14 protein-coding genes are annotated in these 20,768 nt (G+C 65.7%); 5 read left to right on the top strand and 9 right to left on the bottom strand.

Annotation, left to right across the window (positions count from 1 at the left end; all coding sequences use genetic code 11):
• Nucleotides 1-109: 109 nt before the first annotated feature.
• The gene (locus I6F17_RS16860; protein WP_225130152.1) at nucleotides 110-1,561 is read right to left on the bottom strand and encodes a glutamate synthase subunit beta; all 1,452 of its coding nucleotides are present in this window, start codon (nucleotides 1,559-1,561) and stop codon (nucleotides 110-112) included.
• A 156-nt stretch (nucleotides 1,562-1,717) separates the two neighbouring features.
• The gene (gltB, locus tag I6F17_RS16855) at nucleotides 1,718-6,463 is read right to left on the bottom strand and encodes a glutamate synthase large subunit (RefSeq protein WP_036036652.1); all 4,746 of its coding nucleotides are present in this window, start codon (nucleotides 6,461-6,463) and stop codon (nucleotides 1,718-1,720) included.
• Between the two features lie 490 nt (nucleotides 6,464-6,953).
• On the opposite strand from gltB, the gene I6F17_RS16850 reads away from it, so the two are divergent.
• On the top strand, nucleotides 6,954-7,712 hold the full coding sequence (locus I6F17_RS16850; RefSeq protein WP_225130155.1) for a hypothetical protein: 759 nt from the start codon (nucleotides 6,954-6,956) through the stop codon (nucleotides 7,710-7,712).
• A 61-nt stretch (nucleotides 7,713-7,773) separates the two neighbouring features.
• Here the strand turns inward: I6F17_RS16850 and I6F17_RS16845 are convergent, their stop codons facing one another.
• Complete coding sequence (locus I6F17_RS16845) at nucleotides 7,774-8,544, bottom strand: alpha/beta hydrolase (protein ID WP_036036655.1); 771 nt, start codon at nucleotides 8,542-8,544, stop codon at nucleotides 7,774-7,776.
• 156 nt (nucleotides 8,545-8,700) lie between these two features.
• Nucleotides 8,701-9,165: an Hsp20 family protein gene (locus I6F17_RS16840; protein ID WP_225130157.1), complete on the bottom strand. Its 465-nt coding sequence runs from the start codon at nucleotides 9,163-9,165 to the stop codon at nucleotides 8,701-8,703.
• A 216-nt stretch (nucleotides 9,166-9,381) separates the two neighbouring features.
• Here I6F17_RS16840 and I6F17_RS16835 point away from each other — a divergent pair, with 216 nt between their 5' ends.
• Nucleotides 9,382-10,329 (top strand): alpha/beta hydrolase, encoded by a 948-nt coding sequence (locus tag I6F17_RS16835; protein ID WP_036036658.1) that lies wholly within the window; start codon nucleotides 9,382-9,384, stop codon nucleotides 10,327-10,329.
• A gap of 160 nt (nucleotides 10,330-10,489) precedes the next feature.
• On the opposite strand, the gene I6F17_RS16830 is transcribed toward I6F17_RS16835, so the two are convergent.
• Together I6F17_RS16830 and I6F17_RS16825 are read right to left on the bottom strand one after the other, a co-directional pair.
• Nucleotides 10,490-13,264, bottom strand: a complete 2,775-nt coding sequence (locus I6F17_RS16830) for a di-heme-cytochrome C peroxidase (RefSeq protein WP_225130159.1) — start codon at nucleotides 13,262-13,264, stop codon at nucleotides 10,490-10,492.
• Between the two features lie 185 nt (nucleotides 13,265-13,449).
• Nucleotides 13,450-15,246, bottom strand: coding sequence for a tetratricopeptide repeat protein (locus I6F17_RS16825; RefSeq protein ID WP_225130161.1), 1,797 nt, complete (start codon nucleotides 15,244-15,246; stop codon nucleotides 13,450-13,452).
• 221 nt (nucleotides 15,247-15,467) lie between these two features.
• Here I6F17_RS16825 and I6F17_RS16820 point away from each other — a divergent pair, with 221 nt between their 5' ends.
• Both I6F17_RS16820 and I6F17_RS16815 read left to right on the top strand, forming a co-directional pair.
• A complete protein-coding gene (locus tag I6F17_RS16820; protein WP_225130164.1) occupies nucleotides 15,468-16,100 on the top strand; it encodes a LysE family translocator in 633 nt (210 codons plus the stop codon).
• 54 nt (nucleotides 16,101-16,154) lie between these two features.
• Entirely contained in the window at nucleotides 16,155-16,565 is a 411-nt protein-coding gene (locus I6F17_RS16815) for a GFA family protein (protein ID WP_225130165.1), read from the top strand.
• Nucleotides 16,566-16,570: 5 nt separating this feature from the next.
• On the opposite strand, the gene I6F17_RS16810 is transcribed toward I6F17_RS16815, so the two are convergent.
• Nucleotides 16,571-17,323, bottom strand: coding sequence for a sulfite exporter TauE/SafE family protein (locus tag I6F17_RS16810; RefSeq protein ID WP_225130167.1), 753 nt, complete (start codon nucleotides 17,321-17,323; stop codon nucleotides 16,571-16,573).
• A gap of 90 nt (nucleotides 17,324-17,413) precedes the next feature.
• Here I6F17_RS16810 and I6F17_RS16805 point away from each other — a divergent pair, with 90 nt between their 5' ends.
• Nucleotides 17,414-18,304, top strand: coding sequence for a LysR substrate-binding domain-containing protein (locus I6F17_RS16805; RefSeq protein ID WP_225130169.1), 891 nt, complete (start codon nucleotides 17,414-17,416; stop codon nucleotides 18,302-18,304).
• Between the two features lie 266 nt (nucleotides 18,305-18,570).
• On the opposite strand, the gene hisN is transcribed toward I6F17_RS16805, so the two are convergent.
• Both hisN and I6F17_RS16795 read right to left on the bottom strand, forming a co-directional pair.
• Entirely contained in the window at nucleotides 18,571-19,353 is a 783-nt protein-coding gene (gene hisN, locus I6F17_RS16800) for a histidinol-phosphatase (RefSeq protein ID WP_035997821.1), read from the bottom strand.
• A gap of 523 nt (nucleotides 19,354-19,876) precedes the next feature.
• A complete protein-coding gene (locus tag I6F17_RS16795) occupies nucleotides 19,877-20,767 on the bottom strand; it encodes an N-formylglutamate amidohydrolase (RefSeq protein ID WP_036036698.1) in 891 nt (296 codons plus the stop codon).
• Between the last annotated feature and the right edge of the window lies 1 nt (nucleotide 20,768).

Here is a 20,768-nt window from a genome sequence, read left to right as displayed (position 1 = left end):
ACTTGGCGCGAGCCCGGAATCCATCGGGCGCCTGGGTTGGTGATGAATGGATTCTCAGGTGCGCAATTGCGCACCATAGCTCGCGCTTCGCGCGCCCCGGAATGACATCTCAGCGCGGCAAATCCGTCTTCCCCATCAAAAACGTATCGATGGACCTTGCGCACAGCCGCCCTTCGCGGATGGCCCACACCACCAGCGACTGGCCTCTCCGCATGTCGCCGGCGGCGAACACGTTCGGGCGCGAGGTCTGGTAGTCGAGCGTGTTGGCCTTGACGTTGCCGCGGGGATCGAGCTCGACCTCGAGCAGCTTCAAGAGGCCCTCGTGCACGGGATGGACGAAGCCCATCGCGAGCAGGACCAGTTCGGCATCGAGCTCGAACTCGGTGCCGGCGATCGGCTTGAACTTGTCGTCGACGCGCACGCAATGCAGCTTCTTGACCTGGCCGTTCTCGCCCGAGAACTTCTGGGTCAGCACGGCGTATTCGCGCACCGCGCCTTCGGCCTGGCTCGACGAGGTCCGCATCTTCAGCGGCCAGTTCGGCCAGGTCAGGCCCTTGTTCTCGCGCTCAGGGGGAGCGGGCATGATCTCGAGCTGGGTCACCGACAGCGCGCCCTGGCGCAGCGAGGTACCGATGCAGTCCGAACCGGTGTCGCCGCCGCCGATGACGACGACATGTTTGCCGCCGGCCAGGATTTCCTGGACGCCGCCGAGCGGCTCCTCGGAGACGCGGCGGTTCTGCTGCGGCAGGAAGTCCATGGCGTAGTGGATGCCGGCGAGCTCGCGGCCGGGGATCGGCAGGTCGCGCGGGGCTTCCGCGCCGCCGGTCAGCGCCACGGCGTCGTACTCGTTGAGCATCTCGCGCGGATCGACGTTGCCCTCAGCGCCGACATGGCTGTTGTAGTGGAAGGTGACGCCTTCAGCTTCCATCTGCGCCACGCGGCGGTCGATGACGCCCTTTTCCATCTTGAAGTCGGGGATGCCGTAGCGCAGCAGGCCGCCGGCCTTGGCGTACTTCTCGTAGAGGTGGACGTCGTGGCCGGCGCGCGCGAGCTGCTGGGCGCAGGCCATGCCGGCCGGGCCCGAGCCGATCACCGCGACCTTCTTGCCGGTCTTCTCCGCGGCGACTTCAGGCTTGAGCCAGCCATTGTCCCAGGCGCGGTCGACGATCGCGCATTCGATGGTCTTGATGGTGACGGGGTTGTCGTCGATGTTGAGCGTGCAGGACGCCTCGCACGGCGCCGGGCAGATGCGCCCCGTGAACTCCGGGAAATTGTTGGTCGAGTGCAGGTTGCGCGAGGCCTCTTCCCAATTCCCCTGGTAGACGAGGTCGTTCCAGTCGGGGATCTGGTTGTTGACCGGGCAGCCCGGCGTGCCCGGCGCGACCGAGCCGGTGCCGTGGCAATAGGGAATGCCGCAATTCATGCAGCGCGCGGCCTGGTCGCGCACCTCCTTCTCGGAGAGCGGAACGACGAATTCCTTGTAATGCTTCACGCGCTCGGCGACCGGGGTGTACTTGCGGTCGTGCCGTTCGATTTCCAGAAAACCCGTGATCTTGCCCATTAAACCCGAAGTCCCTGCCGCTTAAATTCTTTGTTCTCTCACTCCTCATCCTGAGGAGCGGCGCGCCTTTCGCGCCGCGTCTCGAAGGATGGAGGCCCGGATGGTGACCTCATGGTTCGAGATGCGCTCCGCGCTCCTCACCATGAGGGCTTTTTCTTACGCCCCGATCGCGATTTTCGGCTCGGCGTCCGCGTTGGCCGCCATCTCGCGCAGCGCGCGCCGGTACTCGACCGGCATCACCTTGCGGAATTTGGGCAGCCAGTCCTTCCAATTGGCGAGGATGTCGGCGGCGCGCTTGGAGCCGGTCGCCTTGGCGTGGCGCGAGATCAGGACGTGCAGCCGTTCGACGTCGGAGGCGAGCAGGTTCCTGAACACGTCGACCCGGCCATGCGCCTCGAGGTCGCCGGCATGGTGATAGGTGCCGGCGTTGATCAGCTCCTCCGACAGCACCGGCTCGAGCTCGACCATGCTGAGGTTGCACAGCTTGTCGAAGTCGCCGGCCTCGTCGAGCACGTAGGCGATGCCGCCGGACATGCCGGCCGCGAAGTTGCGCCCGGTCTTGCCGAGCACGACCACGATGCCGCCGGTCATGTATTCGCAGCAATGATCGCCCGCGCCCTCGACCACGGCGACCGCGCCCGAGTTACGCACGGCAAAACGCTCGCCGGCGATGCCGCGGAAGTAGCACTCGCCCTCGATCGCGCCGTACATCACGGTGTTGCCGACGATGATGCTCTCTTCCGGCACGATGGCCGAGTTCCTCGGGGGCTTGACGATGATCTTGCCGCCCGAGAGGCCCTTGCCGACATAGTCGTTGCCTTCACCTTCGAGCTCGAAGGTGACGCCGTGGGCGAGCCAGGCGCCGAAGGCCTGACCTGCGGTGCCCGTGAGGCTGACATGGATGGTGTCGTGCGGCAGGCCGGCATGGCCGTAGATCTTGGCAACCGCGCCGGACAGCATCGCGCCTGCGGAGCGGTTGGTGCTGTTGATGGCGGCCTCGATCTTCACCGGCGCGCCGCGGTCGAGCGCTGCTTGCGCCTTCTCGATCAGCGTACGGTCGAGCACTGCTTCCAGATGATGGTTCTGGCGCTCGGAATGATAGATCTTCTGGCCCTTCTCTTCCTTCTGCTTGACGAAGAGCTTGGAGAAGTCGAGCCCCTTGGCCTTCCAATGCGCGACCAGCTTGCTCTGGTCGAGCAGCTGCACTTGGCCGACCATCTCGTTGAAGGTGCGGAAGCCGAGCGAAGCCATGATCTCGCGGACTTCCTCCGCGACGAAGAAGAAGTAGTTGATCACGTGCTCGGGCTGGCCGGTGAAGCGCTTGCGCAGGACGGGGTCCTGGGTCGCGACGCCGACCGGGCAGGTGTTGAGGTGGCACTTGCGCATCATGATACAGCCGGCCGCAATCAAGGGAGCGGTGGCGAAGCCGAACTCGTCGGCGCCCAATAGCGCGCCGATCACGACGTCACGGCCGGTGCGGAAGCCGCCGTCGACCTGGACCACGATGCGGCTGCGCAGCCGCTCGCGCACCAGGGTCTGGTGGGTTTCGGCGAGCCCGATTTCCCACGGCGATCCCGCATGCTTGATCGAGGTCAGCGGCGAAGCACCCGTGCCGCCCTCGAAGCCCGCGATAGTGACGTGGTCGGCGCGCGCCTTGGCAACGCCCGCGGCGACGGTGCCGACGCCGATCTCGGAGACGAGCTTGACCGAAACGTCGCCCGTCGGGTTGACGTTCTTGAGGTCGTAGATGAGCTGCGCCAGGTCCTCGATCGAGTAGATGTCATGGTGCGGCGGCGGCGAGATCAGGCCGACGCCAGGCGTCGAGTGCCGGACTCTTGCGATGGTCGCGTCGACCTTGTGGCCGGGCAGCTGGCCGCCTTCGCCGGGCTTGGCACCCTGCGCCATCTTGATCTGCATCATGTCGGAGTTGACGAGATACTCCGTCGTGACGCCGAAGCGGCCCGAGGCGACCTGCTTGATCGCCGAGCGCATGGAATCGCCGTTCGGCATCGGCTTGAAGCGGTCGGCTTCCTCACCGCCTTCGCCGGTGTTCGACTTGCCGCCGATCCGGTTCATGGCGATCGCGAGCGTGGTGTGCGCCTCGCGCGAGATCGAGCCGAAGCTCATCGCACCGGTGGCGAAACGCTTGACGATCTCCTTGGCCGGCTCGACCTGGTCGAGCGGCACGGGCTTGCGCTTTTCTTCCTCTGCGTTCTTGATCCGGAACAGGCCGCGCAGCGTCAGCAGGCGCTCCGACTGCTCGTTGAGGATCTTGGCGAAGGCGCGGTAGCGCTCCTGCGAATTGCCGCGCGCGGCGTGCTGCAGCAGCGACACCGACTCCGCGGTCCAGGCATGGTCCTCGCCGCGGCTGCGATAGGCATATTCGCCGCCGACGTCGAGCGCGGTCTTGTAGACCTGCGCCTCGCCGAACGCGTCGGCATGGCGGCGCACGGCTTCTTCCGCGATCTCGCCAAGGCCGACGCCCTCGACGCGGGTGTGCGTGCCGGCGAAGAACTTGGCGACGAAGTCGGCCTTGAGGCCGACCGCGTCGAAGATCTGCGCGCCGCAATAGGACTGGTAGGTCGAGATGCCCATCTTGGACATCACCTTGAGCAGGCCCTTGCCGATCGACTTGATGTAGCGCTTGACGATCTCATAGTCGTCGAGCGAGCCGGGCAGGCGGTCCTTCATCGCGGTGATGGTTTCGAACGCGAGGTAGGGATTGATCGCTTCGGCGCCGTAGCCGGCAAGGCAGGCGAAGTGATGCACTTCACGCGGCTCGCCGGATTCGACGACGAGGCCGACCGAGGTGCGCAGGCCGGTGCGGATCAGGTGATGATGCACGGCGGCGCAGGCCAAAAGCGAGGGGATCGGCACGCGGTCGGTGCCGACCATGCGGTCGGACAGGATGATGATGTTGACGCCCTCGCGCACCGCGCTTTCGGCGCGCGCGCAGAGCTCGTCGAGAACCTGGTCCATGCCCGCCGCGCCGAGGCCGGCGTGGAAGGTGGTGTCCAGCGTGCGCGACTTGAAGTGCGACTCCGCCACCTCCGAGATCGAGCGGATCTTTTCCAGGTCCGCGTCGGTCAGGATCGGCTGGCGCACTTCGAGGCGCTTGGTCGTGGCCATGCCCTGCAGGTCGAACAGGTTCGGCCGCGGCCCGATGATCGAGACGAGGCTCATCACCAGCTCTTCGCGGATCGGGTCGATCGGCGGGTTGGTGACCTGCGCGAAGTTCTGCTTGAAGTAGGTGAACAGCGGCTTGGCCTTGTCCGACAGCGCCGAAATCGGCGTGTCGTTGCCCATCGAGCCCGCGGCTTCTTCGCCCGTGGCCGCCATCGGCGTCATCAGGATGGTGATGTCTTCCTGGCTGTAGCCGAACGCCTGCTGGCGGTCGAGCAGCGACAGGTTGGAGCGCACGCCTGTCGTCGGCACCTTCGGCAGGTCTTCGAGAACGATCTGGGTCCGCTCCAGCCACTCCTTGTAGGGATGGCTGGCGGCAAGCGAAGCCTTGATCTCGTCGTCCGGGATCAGGCGGCCCTGCTCGAGGTCGACCAGCAGCATCTTGCCGGGCTGCAGCCGCCACTTGGTGATGATCTGGTCCTCGGGGATCGTCAGCACGCCCATCTCGGACGCCATGACGATGCGGTCGTCCTTGGTGACGAGGTAGCGCGCGGGCCGGAGGCCGTTGCGGTCGAGCGTGGCGCCGATCTGGCGGCCATCGGTGAAGGCGATCGCGGCGGGGCCGTCCCACGGCTCCATCAGCGCGGCATGATATTCGTAGAAGGCGCGGCGCTTCTCATCCATTAAGGGATTGCCGGCCCAGGCCTCCGGAATCATCATCATCACGGCGTGGGGCAGCGAGTAGCCGCCCTGCACCAGGAATTCGAGCGCGTTGTCGAAGCAGGCGGTGTCCGACTGTCCTTCATAGGAGATCGGCCAAAGCCGGTTGATGTCCTTGCCGTAGAGCTCGGAGCTGACCGAGGCCTGGCGCGCCGCCATCCAGTTGACGTTGCCGCGCAGTGTGTTGATCTCGCCGTTGTGCGCGATCATGCGGTAGGGATGCGCCAGCGACCAGGCCGGGAAGGTGTTGGTCGAGAAGCGCTGGTGCACGAGCGCGAGCGCGCTCTCGAAGTCAGCCTCGTGCAGATCGGGATAGTACTTGCCGAGCTGGTCGGCGAGGAACATGCCCTTGTAGATCACGGTGCGGCAGGACATCGAGCACGGGTAATAGCCGGCGAGGCCGCGGTCGCGGCGCTGGTAGATCGCCTGCGAGATCGACTTGCGCAGGATATAGAGCCGGCGCTCGAACTCGTCCTCGGTCTTGGCGGTGCCGTTGCGGCCGATGAACACCTGCATGCAGGCGGGCTCGGTCGGCTTCACGGTGACGCCGAGCGAGGAATTGTCGGTCGGCACGTCGCGCCAGCCGAGCAGGGTCAGACCCTCTTCCTTGATCTGGTCGGCGACGATGCTCTTGATGACGTTGCGCCAGGCGGTGTCGCGCGGCATGAACAACGCGCCGATGGCGTACTCGCCGGGCGCCGGCAGCTTGAAGCCGAGCTCGGTGGCCTTGCGGCTGAAGAAGGCGTGCGGGATCTGCACCAGAATGCCGGCGCCGTCGCCAGCGCGAGGGTCGGCGCCGACGGCGCCGCGATGCTCGAGGTTGCAGAGGATGCTCAGCGCGTCCGAGACGATCTCGTGCGACTTCTTGCCCTTGATGTTGGCGATGAAGCCGACGCCGCAAGAATCCTTTTCCAGGCTCGGATCGTACAGGCCTTCGGCCTTGGGGCGCGAATTGTGCTCTTGAATCGGTGAGGTGATCGGATCGGTCGATTTCGAGGCGACCGTCGCCGACAGCTCTTCTGCCACGATGTTTGCGCGCTCGAATTGCGACCCGTTCATTGTTCCTGTCCTCTCCATGCGGCAAGCTGCCTCACCGCCATCTTCGGCGCACCTTGGGCGTCCCGCGGCACCCGCTCCTGGGCCACCGCTCGTCCTCTGCGAGCCGCATTTTCTTAAATTCAGGCCTAGGCGTTCTTCGTCCCCGAGAACGGCTTTGCCTGGTACCTTGCCGGCGCTCGAGAGCACCAGTTCTCGCTGCAATCCCTATGCCGGAACCGCAAGCAAAATGAGACAGTCTTCCTGTCCTAACCATCACCTTGCCAAATTTTTGTCTAGCACACAAGCGCGCGGAAGTCCCGATTCCGCAGAAGTCAATCAATCGCTTTCCAAAAGTTGCGCGGCCCCGGATTTGGGGCAAACGCGCCCTGATCCGGCCCCGCCGACGCCGAAATCGCCAATGAAGCTTCGGATCAACCCTTCGGAAGGCGCGCCACGCCGCGAGAAGCGAAAGAGGGCAGCCACCGGAGGGCCTGACAGGAGCGTCCGGATCATGAAGTTTTTCACAGGATGTGTGGCCGCCACCGTGCTGGCGCTGGCGGCCGGTGCGGGGCATGCCCAGGTTCCCGCGAGCGGGATCGCCCGAGGGGTCGCCATCGCGGTCTCGGATTTCGACGGGCCCTACGCGCCGCCGGAGGCCGCCCCGCCGCCGCGCTACGGTTATGGCTACGAGGAGCGCGGCCCGGCGCTGGCCCTGTTGCCGCCGACCGAGGTTTACGCCGTGCTGCGCGAGAACGGCTTCTCGCCCCTCGGCATTCCGCGCCTGCGCGGCAGCGTCTACACCATCGCGGTGATCGACAGAAACGGCGACGATGGCCGGCTGGTGATCGACGCCCGCGACGGGCGGATCATCCGCTTCATGCCCGCCACTGACGCCTATGGCATGGCGCCCGCCTATGACGAGCGCGCGGTCGCGCCCTACGGGCCGCAAACCGCACTGCCACCGCCGACCGTGGTCCGCAGCGGCCCGCCGCGCCCGCCGGCGTCGATCCCGCATGTGGCAAGCCGCGCCGTGCCGCTGCCGAAGGCTGCCCCGCGGCGCGCCGAGACGCCGGTCGCCGCGAAGCCGGCCGAGCCCACCGCGCAGCAGGCTCAGGCAGTGCAGGCCCAGCCGGCGCAGCAGGCCGCCGTGGTGCAAGCCAAGCCGGCCGAAGCCGCCCCGCAAGCAACCGCGCCGACCGTCGGTCAGGCCAGGCCGGCCCCGACGATCCTGCCGACGCAGGACATGCCGGCCGCGCAGGGGCTGGACTAAGCGTCAGCAAACGGAAAGCGCCCGAGAATCTCTCGGGCGCTTTGCGTGAACTGACCGCGTGTCAGCTCCGCGGATACCCCGCCGCATCCAGGATCAGATTCGCCACCTCCTTCGGATGCGACACCAGCGAGAGGTGGCCGGCATCGAGCTCGATCGTGGTGGCGTTCATGCGCTTGGCGAGGAAGCGCTCGAAATCGGGGTTGATGGTGTAGTCGTTCTTCGACACCGCGTACCAGCTCGGCTTGGAGCGCCAGGCCGCCTCCGTGGTGCGGCCGGCGAAGATCGAGGCCGCCGTCGGCCATTGCACGGCGTAGAGCTCCTTGGCCTGCTCCGGCTTCACGCCGTTGGCGAAGTACTTCAGGAAGGCCTCTTCCGAGAGCTTGGTGTAGCCGTCGCGCTCGACGATGCCGGCGCGCGCCGGTCCGGCCGGAAACTGCTTCGACAGCGCCACGAAATCCTCGTTCGCATCGGGCGCGCGGGCGGCGACGTAGACGAGGCCGGTGACCTTCGGGTCGGTGCCGACCTGGCTGATCACGGTGCCGCCCCAGGAATGCGCGACCAGCACCGTCGGCCCGTCCTGCTCGGCCAGCGCCCGCTTGGTCGCCTCGACGGAGTCGCTGAGCGAGGACAGCGGATTCTGCACTGCGGTCACATGCAGGCCTGCAGCCTGCAGGATCGGGATCACCTCCGACCAGCTCGAGCCGTCGGCCCAGGCGCCGTGCACCAGCACGACGTTCTTGGCCTTGACCGTCTGCGGTGTCTGGGCATGAGCGAGGTTGAGGGGAGCCGCCAACAGGCTCGCGGCGACGAAAAGGCTGCGCCAGAGTGACATGATCTTCTCCGTGTTTTTGGTTCGATGCCCAAAGGACGGAGAGCGAGGCGACGGTGTTACGCCATCACTGCTCTGTGATGCATTGCAACGAAAAAAACGCCCCGGGGCACCGGGGCGTTTTCGCAACCTGGAAGTCGCTGGGTTTGGTCGCCTGGCTCAGGCGGCCTGCGCGGCGAAGTTCTCGATCACCTGCGCCTTGGCGCCGGCGTTGATCGCGATCTGGCGCGGCTTCTTGGCCTCGGGAATCTCGCGGACGAGGTCGACATGAAGCAGCCCGTTCTCGAGCGAGGCGTCCTTCACCTGCACGAAGTCGGCAAGCTGGAAGGCGCGCTCGAAGGCACGCGCGGCGATGCCGCGGTAGAGCACTTCGGATTTCGAGTTCTCGTTCGCGACCTTCTCGCCCTTGATCGTCAGCGTGTTTTCCTTGGCGACGATGGAGAGCTCATCCTTGGCAAAGCCCGAAACCGCAACGGTGATGCGGTAGGCGTTCTCGCCGGTGCGCTCGATGTTGTAGGGGGGATAGCCGGGGCTGCCGTCGGAGCTGGCCTGGTCGAGCAGGCTGAAGAGACGGTCGAAGCCGACAGTGGAACGATAGAACGGAGTGAGGTCGTAGCTACGCATGGTCAAGTCCTCCATTGAGCGACTGTTGGTAACCCGCCCGCCAATCGGGCCGGGCTTTAGTCTGTGTGCAGCCTGATGTTCCGGTTCCGAAACACTGGTAGCGGCCTGCACGAAGGTGATATGGGTGGAACGAGACGGCGTTCAAGAGGGCGGGATCGGCGCCTTTTCGGCGCTTTGGCCCCTTGATTTGTAGCACTTCCCGCCCAAGCACGCCCAATGACGCTGGTCTCGATTCCCGCCAATCCCGTTCCCGAAAACGTCGTCAGCGGCTCCATCAAGACCCCTGATGGCGTCGAGTTGCGCTTTGCGCGCTGGGCGCCGCCGGCGAACCGCAAGGGTACGGTCTGCGTCTTCACCGGGCGCAGCGAGCAGATCGAGAAATATTTCGAGACCGTGCGCGACCTGCGTGACCGCGGCTTTGCGGTGGCGATGATCGACTGGCGCGGGCAGGGCCATTCGTCGCGCCGCCTGCGCGATCCGCGCAAAGGCTATGTGCGCGACTTCGCCGATTTCGAGATCGACGTCGAGACCTTCGTGCAGCAGGTGGTGCTGCCGGATTGCCCGCCGCCCTTCTTCGCGCTCGCCCACTCCATGGGCGGCACGGTGCTGCTGCGGGTGGCGCATGCCGGCAAGCGCTGGTTCGACCGCATGGTGCTGTCCGCGCCGATGATCGACCTGCCCGGGCGCACCACCTCGTTGCCGGTGCGTGCGCTGCTCAAGACGATGCGTCTGTTCGGGCAGGGCGGCCGCTACGTTCCTGGCGGCAGCGACCGCCTCACCGGGCTTGAACCCTTCATCAACAATCCCTTGACCAGCGATCCGGTCCGCTATGCGCGCAACGCCGCGATCCTGGAGGAAGACCCGACGCTTGGCCTAGCCTCGCCGACGGTCGCCTGGGCCGATACCGCCTTCCGCGCGATGCACACCTTCAAGCGCGTGAACTACCCCTCCCAGATCCGCCAGCCGATCCTGATGCTGGCGGCCTCCAACGATACCGTGGTCTCGACCGCGGCGATCGAGGAATTCGCCTATCATTTGCGCGCCGGCTCCCATCTCGTGATCGCCGGCGCCAAGCACGAGATCCTCCAGGAGCAGGACCGCTACCGCGCGCAGTTCTGGGCCGCCTTCGACGCCTTCGTGCCGGGCACGCCGCTGTTCAAGTGAGAAGAGACCGGGAGCCTCCACGAGGACGGTGAGAATTGGAGTCGAGGCGCGTCCTCATTCTCCGTCATTGCGAGGAGTTCTTGCGACGAAGCAATCCAGCTATCTCCGCGCTGACAGCCTGGATTGCTTCGCTGCGCTCGCAATGACGAAGCAAGATTCTTTACAGCGTCTTCAGATACTCGATCAGGTCGTAGCGTTCGGCGTCGTCCTTGAACATGCGGCCGATGACGCCGGGGCGCTTCGACTCACCGTCCTTGCGCTCGAAGGAATGGCCGAGCACGCTGTTGCCCTGGATCGGCTTGCCGTCGGTAGCAGTCGCGGAGAACTCCGTTTCACCGGTCTTGCAGCGCTCGTTGGCGGCGACTGCGAAACCGACGGTGTCGGGGTCGTAGTCGCGGCGGCCCATGCAGAATTTTTGCGGGCGATCGTTCTGCGGCTTCAGCAGCCAGTACAGCGAAGGCACCGAGCCGTTGTGCAGGTAAGGCGCAGTGGCCCAGATGCCGTTCAAGGGCCGCGCGCGATAGCGCGGATCGGGCGCCGGATTGAGACAGTTCTTGCGCGCCATATTCCACATTTGCGCCCGTTCGGCCTCCGGGATCTTCTCGTCGTCCATCCATTTGCGGGCGACGAGATCGACCACCGTCATGAGCCCGAGTGCATAGACCATCTCGTTGGGCGATTTGCTGGCGGTCGGGATCTCGCACTGCCACCACGTCTGCAGGTCAGCCGTGTTGACTTTCAGAAAGCCGGGCACGTCGACGGTCCGCTTGCTGAGAACGAGGGACTGCTCGGGATCGGTCTTGATCTCGTCGAGCGGGATCGTCACCGCATTCAGCACCTTGCTGTCGCCGCTGGGCTCCCAGCGCTTCGACGACCAGAAGGCCGGGGTGTTGATGTCAGGCAGATGGCATCCGGAGCACATCTCCGCGTAGATGGCGCGGCCGCGCTCGACCCGATCGGGCTTCAGCTTCCAGGCGTCGCCCAGGATGTGCGAGGGCCATTTCGGCGCGAGCAGGCCGCCGAACTTCGGACCCGTGGCGGCATCAGCCGCCTTGAATGGATCGGGGCCTCTCAGCATGTCCTCGATCCAGCCGAGCGTCCTGATGTTCACCGAGGAGCGCCACAGCCTGTCCTGCGGATAGGCATCGGACAGGTTGAGCAGCGCCGTCACGCCGAGGGCTTCGCCGGCGTTGCGGATCAGCGGCTGCTCGATCGAGGCGTCGTACTGGGCGAATTTGAACCAGGGCACCGTCCAGATCGCGGGATAGCTGACCGGCGCGTCCTGGGCGTGCAGGTTCTTCTCGAATCCCTTGACCCCGCTCATTGCGAGGTCCTGCGAAAACACCTGGTTGCCGATGCGGTTGAGGGCATCGAGCCGGCCGAACCCTTCCTCGGTGTCCTGCTGCTGCTTGCCGTCCCAGGTCGTCTTGCCTTCGATCGTCTTCTCGTAAGTCTTGGCCCAGTCGATCAGGAAGCTGCCGATCGTGCTCAGCTTCTGCTTGAGCGCGGCGCGGTCCGCCTTGCTGGCGTCGGGGCCGAGCACGCGATCGGCGAAACGCTGGAAGCGGAACGGGACGTACAGCGTGTAGGCGATCGACAGGCCGGTCGCGAGCTCGAGCTTCTTCAGGTCGGTCATCGCCGGGCCGCCGTCGAAACGGACGTCGATGCCCTGGTAATGGATCTGGCCGGTATGACAGGCGGCGCAGGTCAGTCCGATCACGTCGTCCTCGCGGCGGCTCGTCGCGGGATCGACCACGCCGGTCATGCGCGCGAAGCCGACCGGCAGGCCGTCAACGTTCTCCGCCGGCGTCCAGCGCGTCGACCAGTCCGACGCTTGCGTGGTCTCGTAGACATTGGCGTAGCCGAAGCGGCGCAGCGTCGCCGTGTCGGTCTGGATCGTCTGCGGGCTCGGGATGAAGCCGAAGCGTTCGAGATAGGCGCTGTCCTTGATCAGGCCCGGCTTGGAGAACAGGTGGAGCCGCGGCTGCTCCAGCGCCACGAACCACTCATAGGGCACCGGGAACGTCGCGGTGCCCTGGCTGGCGTGGTGGAACCAGTGCCGGTCCTTCAGCGACCAGTTCTGCTCGAGCCAGTAGGCCGCCTTGGTCTCGGGCACCGTCGGCAGGGGCGGCGGCAGCAGGTTCACGAGCACGCCCTTCTGCGGCAGCATGGCGCGGACCTGGTTGGGGAATTCGGCGACCGCCACCAGGAGGGCAAGGCCGAGGCCGATGACGAAGGCCGAGAGCGCGGCCGCCCAGCGAAAGCGGAGCTGACACGAGGAGAGCAGCGGCTGCGACAGGATCCGCTGGTTGATGCGTTGGGGGAACTGGCGCTGCTCGAACAGCGTGCGCACGTCGGCCACGCTGAGATAGCGCTCCTCGCCCTGCTTGCCCTTGCCGATGATCTTCAGAAGGATCGGCCATTCGAACTTCATCAGCAGCGGGTAGTACCAGCGCGCGGCGCTGCCGGCCCGCTCGAGGTTGTCGCGCATGAAGGTCTTGATTTCCGCGGCGTTGAGGCCGGGCTCGCTGCTGCCGGTGTTCGGATCGATGTAGGTTCGGCCGAAGCTCGCGAGCCGCGCGATCTCGTCCTCGTTGACCTTGCCGTCGACGCCGAGGATGCGCGAGCCGGCGCCGCGCTTGTCGAGCGGCCCGCCGCGCAGCGCGTCGAGCTTTGCGCCCGACCAGATGCTCTTCAGGATGTGCATGAAGCCGTTGGCGATCATCGCAACGCCGCGGACCTGGATGCGGGCTGAGACCTTCTTCAGCCCGGTCTCGCCGGTCGCGTTCGCGATCGTCTGCGACAGCGTGTTGAGCGGGACCGTCCCGCCATCGACGAAACCCTCGCCGACGAGGCCGCGCAGGAACGGGCATGGATTGTTCGGCGAGACCGGGATCGAGGGGTCGAGAGGCGGCTTCGAAACGGGGTCATGCATGGCCCAAATCCTGAAACAGCGAATCATGAAAAACAGGCGCGCGGCGTTAAAGCCCGGAAAGTTCTAACAAACCGACAGCAAGATATACTACTTCGGCGTGTGACGACGTGTGGCGGATTTCACTATCGGGTCAATAAGAGCAGACCCGAAGTCGCGAGAAATCAAAGGGGGCCGCGGAGTGCAGTTCAGGACTCGGCGGCGCGTTTGACCTCGCCCTGCACCAGGGTCAGCCTGCCGAGCGGCACGCCGGCCTTCAGCAGCCCCTCGCGATAATGGGCGACGTCCTCGGGCCGCTTCCAGTGGAAGTTGCGCAGGTGACGGTCGACGTTGAGGGTCGGGTAGTTGCCCATCAGCACGTGGGCGGCTTCGCTCGCCTCGTCGCCACGCCCGAGTTGCGCCAATGCAGCGGCGCGGATCGCCAGCGCCTGCATGTGGTTCGGGTTGATGTAGAGCTGCTCACGGGCCCACGACAAGGTCGCGTCATATTGGCGCAACAGGTAGTGACTGAAGGCGTTCAGCGCCGCCCATTGGTAACGCGGGTCGCTGTTGTCCCGCTGCGACGCCATCGAGAACAGCTCGATCGCCTCGCGATGCTCGCCGATCATGAAATGGCAGATGCCGAGCACGCCGCGCGCGCCGTTGTCATAGGGGTTGAGCGCGACCGCGCGCCTGGCGGCATCCATCGCGGCCTCGTGATGTCCCTCCAGCGAATGGGCCCAGGACAGGATCGAGAACGCGAAGGAGGAGCGCGGATCGAGCCGCACGCTGGTTTCGGCGAGGTTCATCGCCTCGGCCCACATCTCCCGCGTGCCCTTGACCCAGCCGAACTGGATGCTCTGGATCTGGATCGTGCCGAGATAGGCGTGCGCGATCGACAATTTGGGGTCGAGCCGGATGGCCTCGCGGAACAGCTCAACGGCGGCGGCGAGATCCTCCTTGGTCTGCCGGTAGTAGTGTGACAGCCCCTTGAGGAAGCGGTCCCAGGCGCTGACGTCGGTCGACAGCCGCGCCGGCGCCGAGGCCTCGGCCCGGACGATCTCGGTGGCGATGGCGGCGGACAGGCTCGTCGTGATCTCGTCCTGCATCGCGAACAGATCGCCGATGTCGCGGTCGTAGCGGCCGGTCCAGAGCTGCTCGCCGGTTTCCGGCGCGATCAGCTCGGCGGTGACGCGGATCTTGGCGCCGGCGCGCCGCACCGAACCCTGGATCAGATAGGTGGCGTCGATCTCGCGCGCGATCAGCCGCGTGCTGATGTTCCTGCCCTTGAAGGCGAAGGTCGAGTTGCGGCTCAGCACGCGATAGAAGGATTGCAGCGACAGCGCATGGATCAAATCCTCGGTCAGGCCGTCCGAGAAATATTCGTCCTGGGCGTCGCTGAGATTGGCGAAGGGCAGCACGCCGACGATGGCCGTGCGGTACTGCTGCGACAGTGCCGAGGCTTCACGGAGTTCGGGGGCAAGCGCCGGCGCGCCCTCGGGCGTCCAGGTAAAGACCCCGATCGCATCCTTGATGTTCTTGAAGCGATGGTTGCCGGCATCGGTCAGCGGCACCGAGAGGTGCTTGCTCGCCTCGCGATAGGCCTTGGCCGAGATGGCGAAGCCGCCCGGGCTCGCCACCGCTTCCAGGCGGACGGCGATGTTGACATCGTCGCCGAACACTTCGTCCTCGTCGGCGATGACGTCGCCCATGTGGATGCCGAGCCGGAACTGCATGGCGCGGTCTGCCGGCAGATGGCGGTTGCGCTCGGCCATCACCGTCTGCATCGCGATCGCAGCCTCGGTGGCGCCGACGATGGAGGCGAATTCCAGCAGGAAGCCGTCGCCGGTGTTCTTCACGACGCGGCCGCCGTGATTGAGGATGATGGGATGGATCGCGGCGCGATGGGCCTTGAAGGCGGCATGGGTGCCGGCCTCGTCGCTGCCCATCATGCGCGAATAGCCGGCGACATCGGCGCAGACGATGGCGGCCAGACGTCTTTCCATATCCTCAAAGCTCCAAGGGATCAGATGACCGGCCACAGCATGGCGGTTGCCGCGAATCCCGCATTTCAAGAACCCCACCTTTATAGAGCAGATGCGCCGCAGCGGAAGCATGATCCGCATTGCAAATTCGAGGTAAATCCTGCGCAATCCCGGCGGTGGACGGGAACGGGCGAACCGACTAAGCGGAACCAGGACCGTCAGGACGGCAGCGGAGAACCTTCATGCTGGGCATTCACGAGATCGGGCTTTTCATCCTCTCGGGCGTGCTGCTCAACATCACGCCAGGGCCGGATTCGGTCTATGTGATCGGCCGCAGCATGCAGATGGGCTGGCGGGGCGGCGCCGCTGCCGCCCTGGGCATCAGTTGCGGCTGCTTCGTCCATGTCGCGGGCGCGGCGATCGGGCTTTCGGCTCTGCTGATGGCCTCGTCCACGGCCTTTTCGATCCTGAAGCTGGTCGGCGCGGCCTATCTGGTCGCGACCGGTCTCCAGATGCTGTGGTCGCGCCCGGCGCTGGCTGCAAGCATCGACGAGCCGGCGCGGAGCTCATTGCAGCGGGTCTTCCTCCAGGGTGTCTTCACCAACGCGCTCAATCCCAAGGTCGCGCTGTTCTTCCTCGCCTTTCTGCCGCAATTCGTCGCAGCCGATGCCCCGCACAAGCCGCTCGCCTTCCTGACGCTCGGCCTGATCTTCATCTTTACGGGGACACTGTGGTGCCTGGTGCTGGCGGCGTTCGCCGCCAGAGCCGCCTACCGGCTGCGCAAGTCCGAGGGCGCGATCGCCTGGGTCAACCGCACGCTCGGCGGCCTCTTCATCTATCTCGGCATCCGCGTCGCCATGCTGGAGACACGGTAGCTCCTTCTAGTGAATGAGAAGCGGTCCGATCGAGGCTGCGCTCGGGAGGTTTCGATGATCCGTGGAAGCTGTCTGTGTGGCACCGTGCGGTTCGAGATCGAGAAGGTGCGCGCGCTGACGCACTGCCATTGCGTCAATTGCCGCAAGCTGAGCGGCGCGGCCTTCGCCACCTACGCGCATGTCGATGCCGACAAGTTTCGCTTCGCGGCGGGCGAGGACATGACGGCATCTTACGAATCCTCGCCGGGCAGTATCCGCTACCGTTGCAGGACCTGCGGCTGCCCGACGCCGGGCAAGGCGAGCTATCTCCCAACCGTCAGCATTCCCGCTGGCCTGCTCGATGACGACCCGGAAGTCCGGCCTCGCCTCCACGTTTTCACCTCGTCGCGCGCGTCGTGGTGGACAATCCAGGACGACCTGCCTCAGCACGAAAAATGGGTGCCGGGCTACGGGCCGAAATCGTAAGGCGCTTAAGGGAATTCCTTCGCCAGCGCGCTGCCGGCGAGGTAAAGGCCGAGCAGGATCATCGCGATCAGGAACCAGCGGCGAAACGCCTCCGCCGGCATCCGCGCCCGCACCGATTGGCCGATGAACATGCCGGCAAAGGCCATGGCGAGGCCCACGGCGCCCGGCACGACGTTGGCGGGCGTGAGCAGTCCGACCGCAGTCAAATTAAAGGCGAGCGCCAGCGTCGCGGTGGTGAAAAACACCCCGAGCGCCTGCACCAATTCGTCCTTCTCCATGCCGATCGCCTGCATGAACGGCATCGACGGGATCACCTGCACGCCTGTGGAGGCCGAGATCACGCCGGTGATGACGCCGACCACGCCGCCGACCCATTTCTCGTTCTCGGGCGCGACGTGGAACTCGAACTTGTTCAGGCCGATCACAGCGTAGACGACGAGCAGGGCGCCCAGCACGATCGTGCCGTAGCGCGCATGCGGCCCGGTCAGCGCGCCGGCGTTGAGCCAGCAGCCGACCACGGTGCCGATCATCAGCGGCCACAGCCGCCGCAGGATGTCGCGCAAATACGGGCCGACGAAGGTCTGCCAGATGTTGGTGACGATGGCGGGAACGATGACGATGGCGATGGCGCGGCTCGGCGCCATGCTCACGGCGAGCAGGCCCATCGACACCGTCGGCAGGCCGAGCCCGACCACGCCCTTGACGAATCCGGCGAGCAGGAACACGGCGGCGATGAGGATGAGCAGCGGGTCGATCATGCCAGCACATTGACCGAAGCCGCGCGGGCGCACAATCTGGAGGTTACGGAGAGAGCCTTCGGCCTCAACGAAGGCTCAGGGAGACATCGCATGCGCTTCGACCTGGTCGATCTCCAGCTCTTCATCGCGGTCGCCGACCAGCGAAGCATCACCCGCGGCGCGGAGCGATCACATCTCGCCCTCGCCTCGGCCAGCGCGCGTATCAAGGGGCTCGAGGATGCGCTCGGCGTCGCGCTGCTCAAGCGCGGGCGCCGCGGCGTCGAGTTGACCGCGGCCGGCGAGAGCCTGCTCGATCATGCCAGGCTCGTGATCCATCAGATCGACGCCATGCGCGGCGATCTCGCCGGCTTTGCCAGCGGCGTGCGCGCCAGCGTGCATTTCCTCGCCAACACGTCGGGCCTGTCGGAGCATCTGCCGAAGGCGCTCGCCGGTTTCCTGCGCCAGCATCGCGACGTCGCCGTCGACATCGAGGAGCGCGAGAGCACCGATATCGCGGCGGCGATCACCGCAGGCGCCGCCGATCTCGGCTTCGCCGCCGAGCACGCGCTGCCCGAGCATATCGAACGCTTTCCCTTCAGCGAGGATCGCCTGACGCTGGTGACGTCGAAACGCGGCCCGTTCGCCGGCTGCCGCCAGATCGACTTTCAGGAGGCGGGGGCTTGCGACTTCGTCGGCCTGACCAGCGCCACCGCGCTCCAGATGCACATCTCGAAGCACGCTGCGCGGCTCGGCATGCGGCCGCATTTCCGCGCGCGCCTGCGCGACTTCGACGCGATCTGCCAGATGGTCGCGGCCGATGTCGGCGTCGCCCTCGTGCCCGAGGCCGCTGCCCGCCGCTGCGCCAAGACCATGCCGCTCGCCATGGTCCGCCTGCGCGATGCCTTCGCCAACCGCCGTCTCGTGATCTGCGCGCGCAGCTTCAAGGCGCTACCGAAGCCGGCCAAGCTGCTGGTGGAGCATTTGCGAGCCGAGGCGGTGTGAGGAGCTGTTACCCTCCCCTGGAGGTCAGGGCAATCGCAATTGAATTTTGCAGAGGTCGTCATGCCAGGGCGTGTCCCGGGCATCCACGTTCTTGTGCCGCGTGGAAAGGCGTGGATGGCCGGGACAAGCCCGGCCATGACGCTGTGGAGACAGCCGGTGCCATAGCGACATCTCATATGCGATAGCCCTGCCCTCTAGGGGAGGGTAAGACACCTACTTCGCCATCTCCGCTCCCGCGTCGGTGATGCAAGCCCTCCGCCCGCGCGCTACTGGTTCAAAAGCTTCAACGCTGCCTCGTGCACCCGCGCGTCGCCAGCGGCGATGATGCGGCCGCCGCCCTGGGCCGGCTTGCCTTCCCAGGTGGTGACGACGCCGCCGGCGCCGGTCACGATCGGGATCAGTGCCGCGATGTCATAGGGCTTCAGCTCGGTCTCGACCACGAGGTCGACGTGGCCCGCGGCAAGCATGCAATAGGAGTAGCAGTCGCCGCCATAGCGCGACAGCCGCGCGCTCTTCTCGATGTGGCCGAAGATGGCGCGGTCGCGCTCGTTCATCAGCAGCGGGCTGGTAGTGTAGGTCGTGGCCTCCGACAGCGAAGCGCAGCGGCGGACCTGGAGCCGGCGCTCGCCCGACGGCCCTTTATAATTGGCCGAACCGTTGTCGCCGGAAAAGCGCTCGCCGATGAAGGGCTGGTGCATCATGCCGAACACCGGCGTGCCCTTGTGCAACAGCGCGATCAGCGTGCCCCAGATCGGAAAGCCACCGATGAAGGATTTGGTGCCGTCGATGGGGTCGAGCACCCAGACATAGTCGGCGTCTTCGCGCTCGTTGCCGAATTCCTCGCCGACGATGCCGTGCTGGGGAAAGTTGGCCTTGATCAGCCGCCGCATCACCGCCTCCGCCGCGCGGTCGGCCTCCGTCACAGGGTCGAAATCCTTGGTCTTGCTCTTGTCGTCGATCGACAGCGAGGTGCGGAAGAACGGCAGGATGGTTTCGCCGGAGGCGGTGGCGAGCCGACCGATGAAGGCGGAGAAGTCGATCACCGTCACAGGCGAAATCCTCGAAGCGAAGTTGGAGAGCTTGCCTCCTGCCTAGCTCAATTCGCCTGCCGCGTGCAGCGCTGTCTTGATGTTGCTCCCTGGTATTTTGGATGCCGCGGCGGGCTGCCCCATTCCAGTCATCTGCTGGCCAAATATCGTTCATGGAGTTGAAATCTTAGTTCCGACCTTGCCTTGTTCGTATGCAAATGACTATCAACCCATTGAATTCCCTTATCAAAGAAACTGAATCTGGGCTTCCATAGAAGCAACTGAGCCATGTGCGATTTGCATGAGAAACCGCGCAAAAGCCCTTGCACTTTGTGCGGCGCGGTCGCATATTGTTGCGGTGCGGTAGCGCCTCGCGTTACCGCTGCCCTCCTTGGGCGTTTCCTCCCTAGACTTGGGCCGCTTGCGTCATTCGCGAGCGGCCCTTTTTTCTGAGCCCCGCCGTTTTCATTTGGGGCGCGCAAGCTTGCGAAGCGAAAACGCACCCGCGCGCAAGGCCTCGTCGTTTCGGAGAAGAAGCTGCGTCCTATTCCGCCGCGGCCTGGAACGGGCCGAGATCGGCGAACGGAATCGTGGTCGCCAGCACGTTGGCGAGAACGCCGAAATCGGCGGCCACCTGCGCAAAGCGAGCGCTGCGCTCGCGCCGCCGCTCGTCCATGTAGATCGCGCGGTTGAGCTCGAGCTGCACGGCGTGCAGGCCGCTCGCGGGATTGCCGTAATGCTCGGTGATGAAGCCGCCGGCATAGGGCTTGTTGCGGCCGATCGAATAGCCGAGCCCGCTCATGGTCTCCTCGACGCGATCGGGCAAGAGCGGCGTGCAGCTGGTGCCGTAGCGATCGCCGATCACGACGTCGGGCCGGCGCGGCTCGTCCCTGCTGACGCCGACCGACGGCATCGAGTGGCAGTCGACCAGCACCACCGTGCCGAACATCTGGTGCACCTTGTTGATCAGCCGGCGCAGCGCGCGATGGTAGGGCTTGTACAGCGTCTCGATCCGCCCCAGCGCATCGTCGACCAGGAGGCGGTCGCGATAGATCTCCTGGCCGTCGCCCACCACGCGCGGAATGGTGCCGAGGCCGCCGGCGACCCGCATCGAGCGGGTGTTGGCGAAGCTCGGCAGCCGGCCGGTGAACATGCGCGGGTCGAGCTCATAGGGCTCGCGGTTGACGTCGACATAGGAGCGGGGAAAGTTGACCCGCACCGTCGGAAAGCCGCGCGCGCTCAGATGGCCGATCAGTTCGTCCATGAACGAATCTTCCGACCGTCGCAGCGTGGGCAGGTCGATCCGCGACGCCGCCAGGAATTCTTCAGGATAGGTCGAGCCGGAATGCGGCGAGTTGAAGATGACGGGCGCGCGCCATTCGGCAGGCTCGAAGATCTCGAAGGCTGGCGACATGTCGCCGTCAAAGCGGGTCATC

This window comes from Bradyrhizobium sp. NBAIM18 (genome assembly GCF_020193825.1).
Lineage (GTDB): Bacteria > Pseudomonadota > Alphaproteobacteria > Rhizobiales > Xanthobacteraceae > Bradyrhizobium > Bradyrhizobium yuanmingense.
This window is presented reverse-complemented; position numbering and strand designations above follow the sequence as displayed.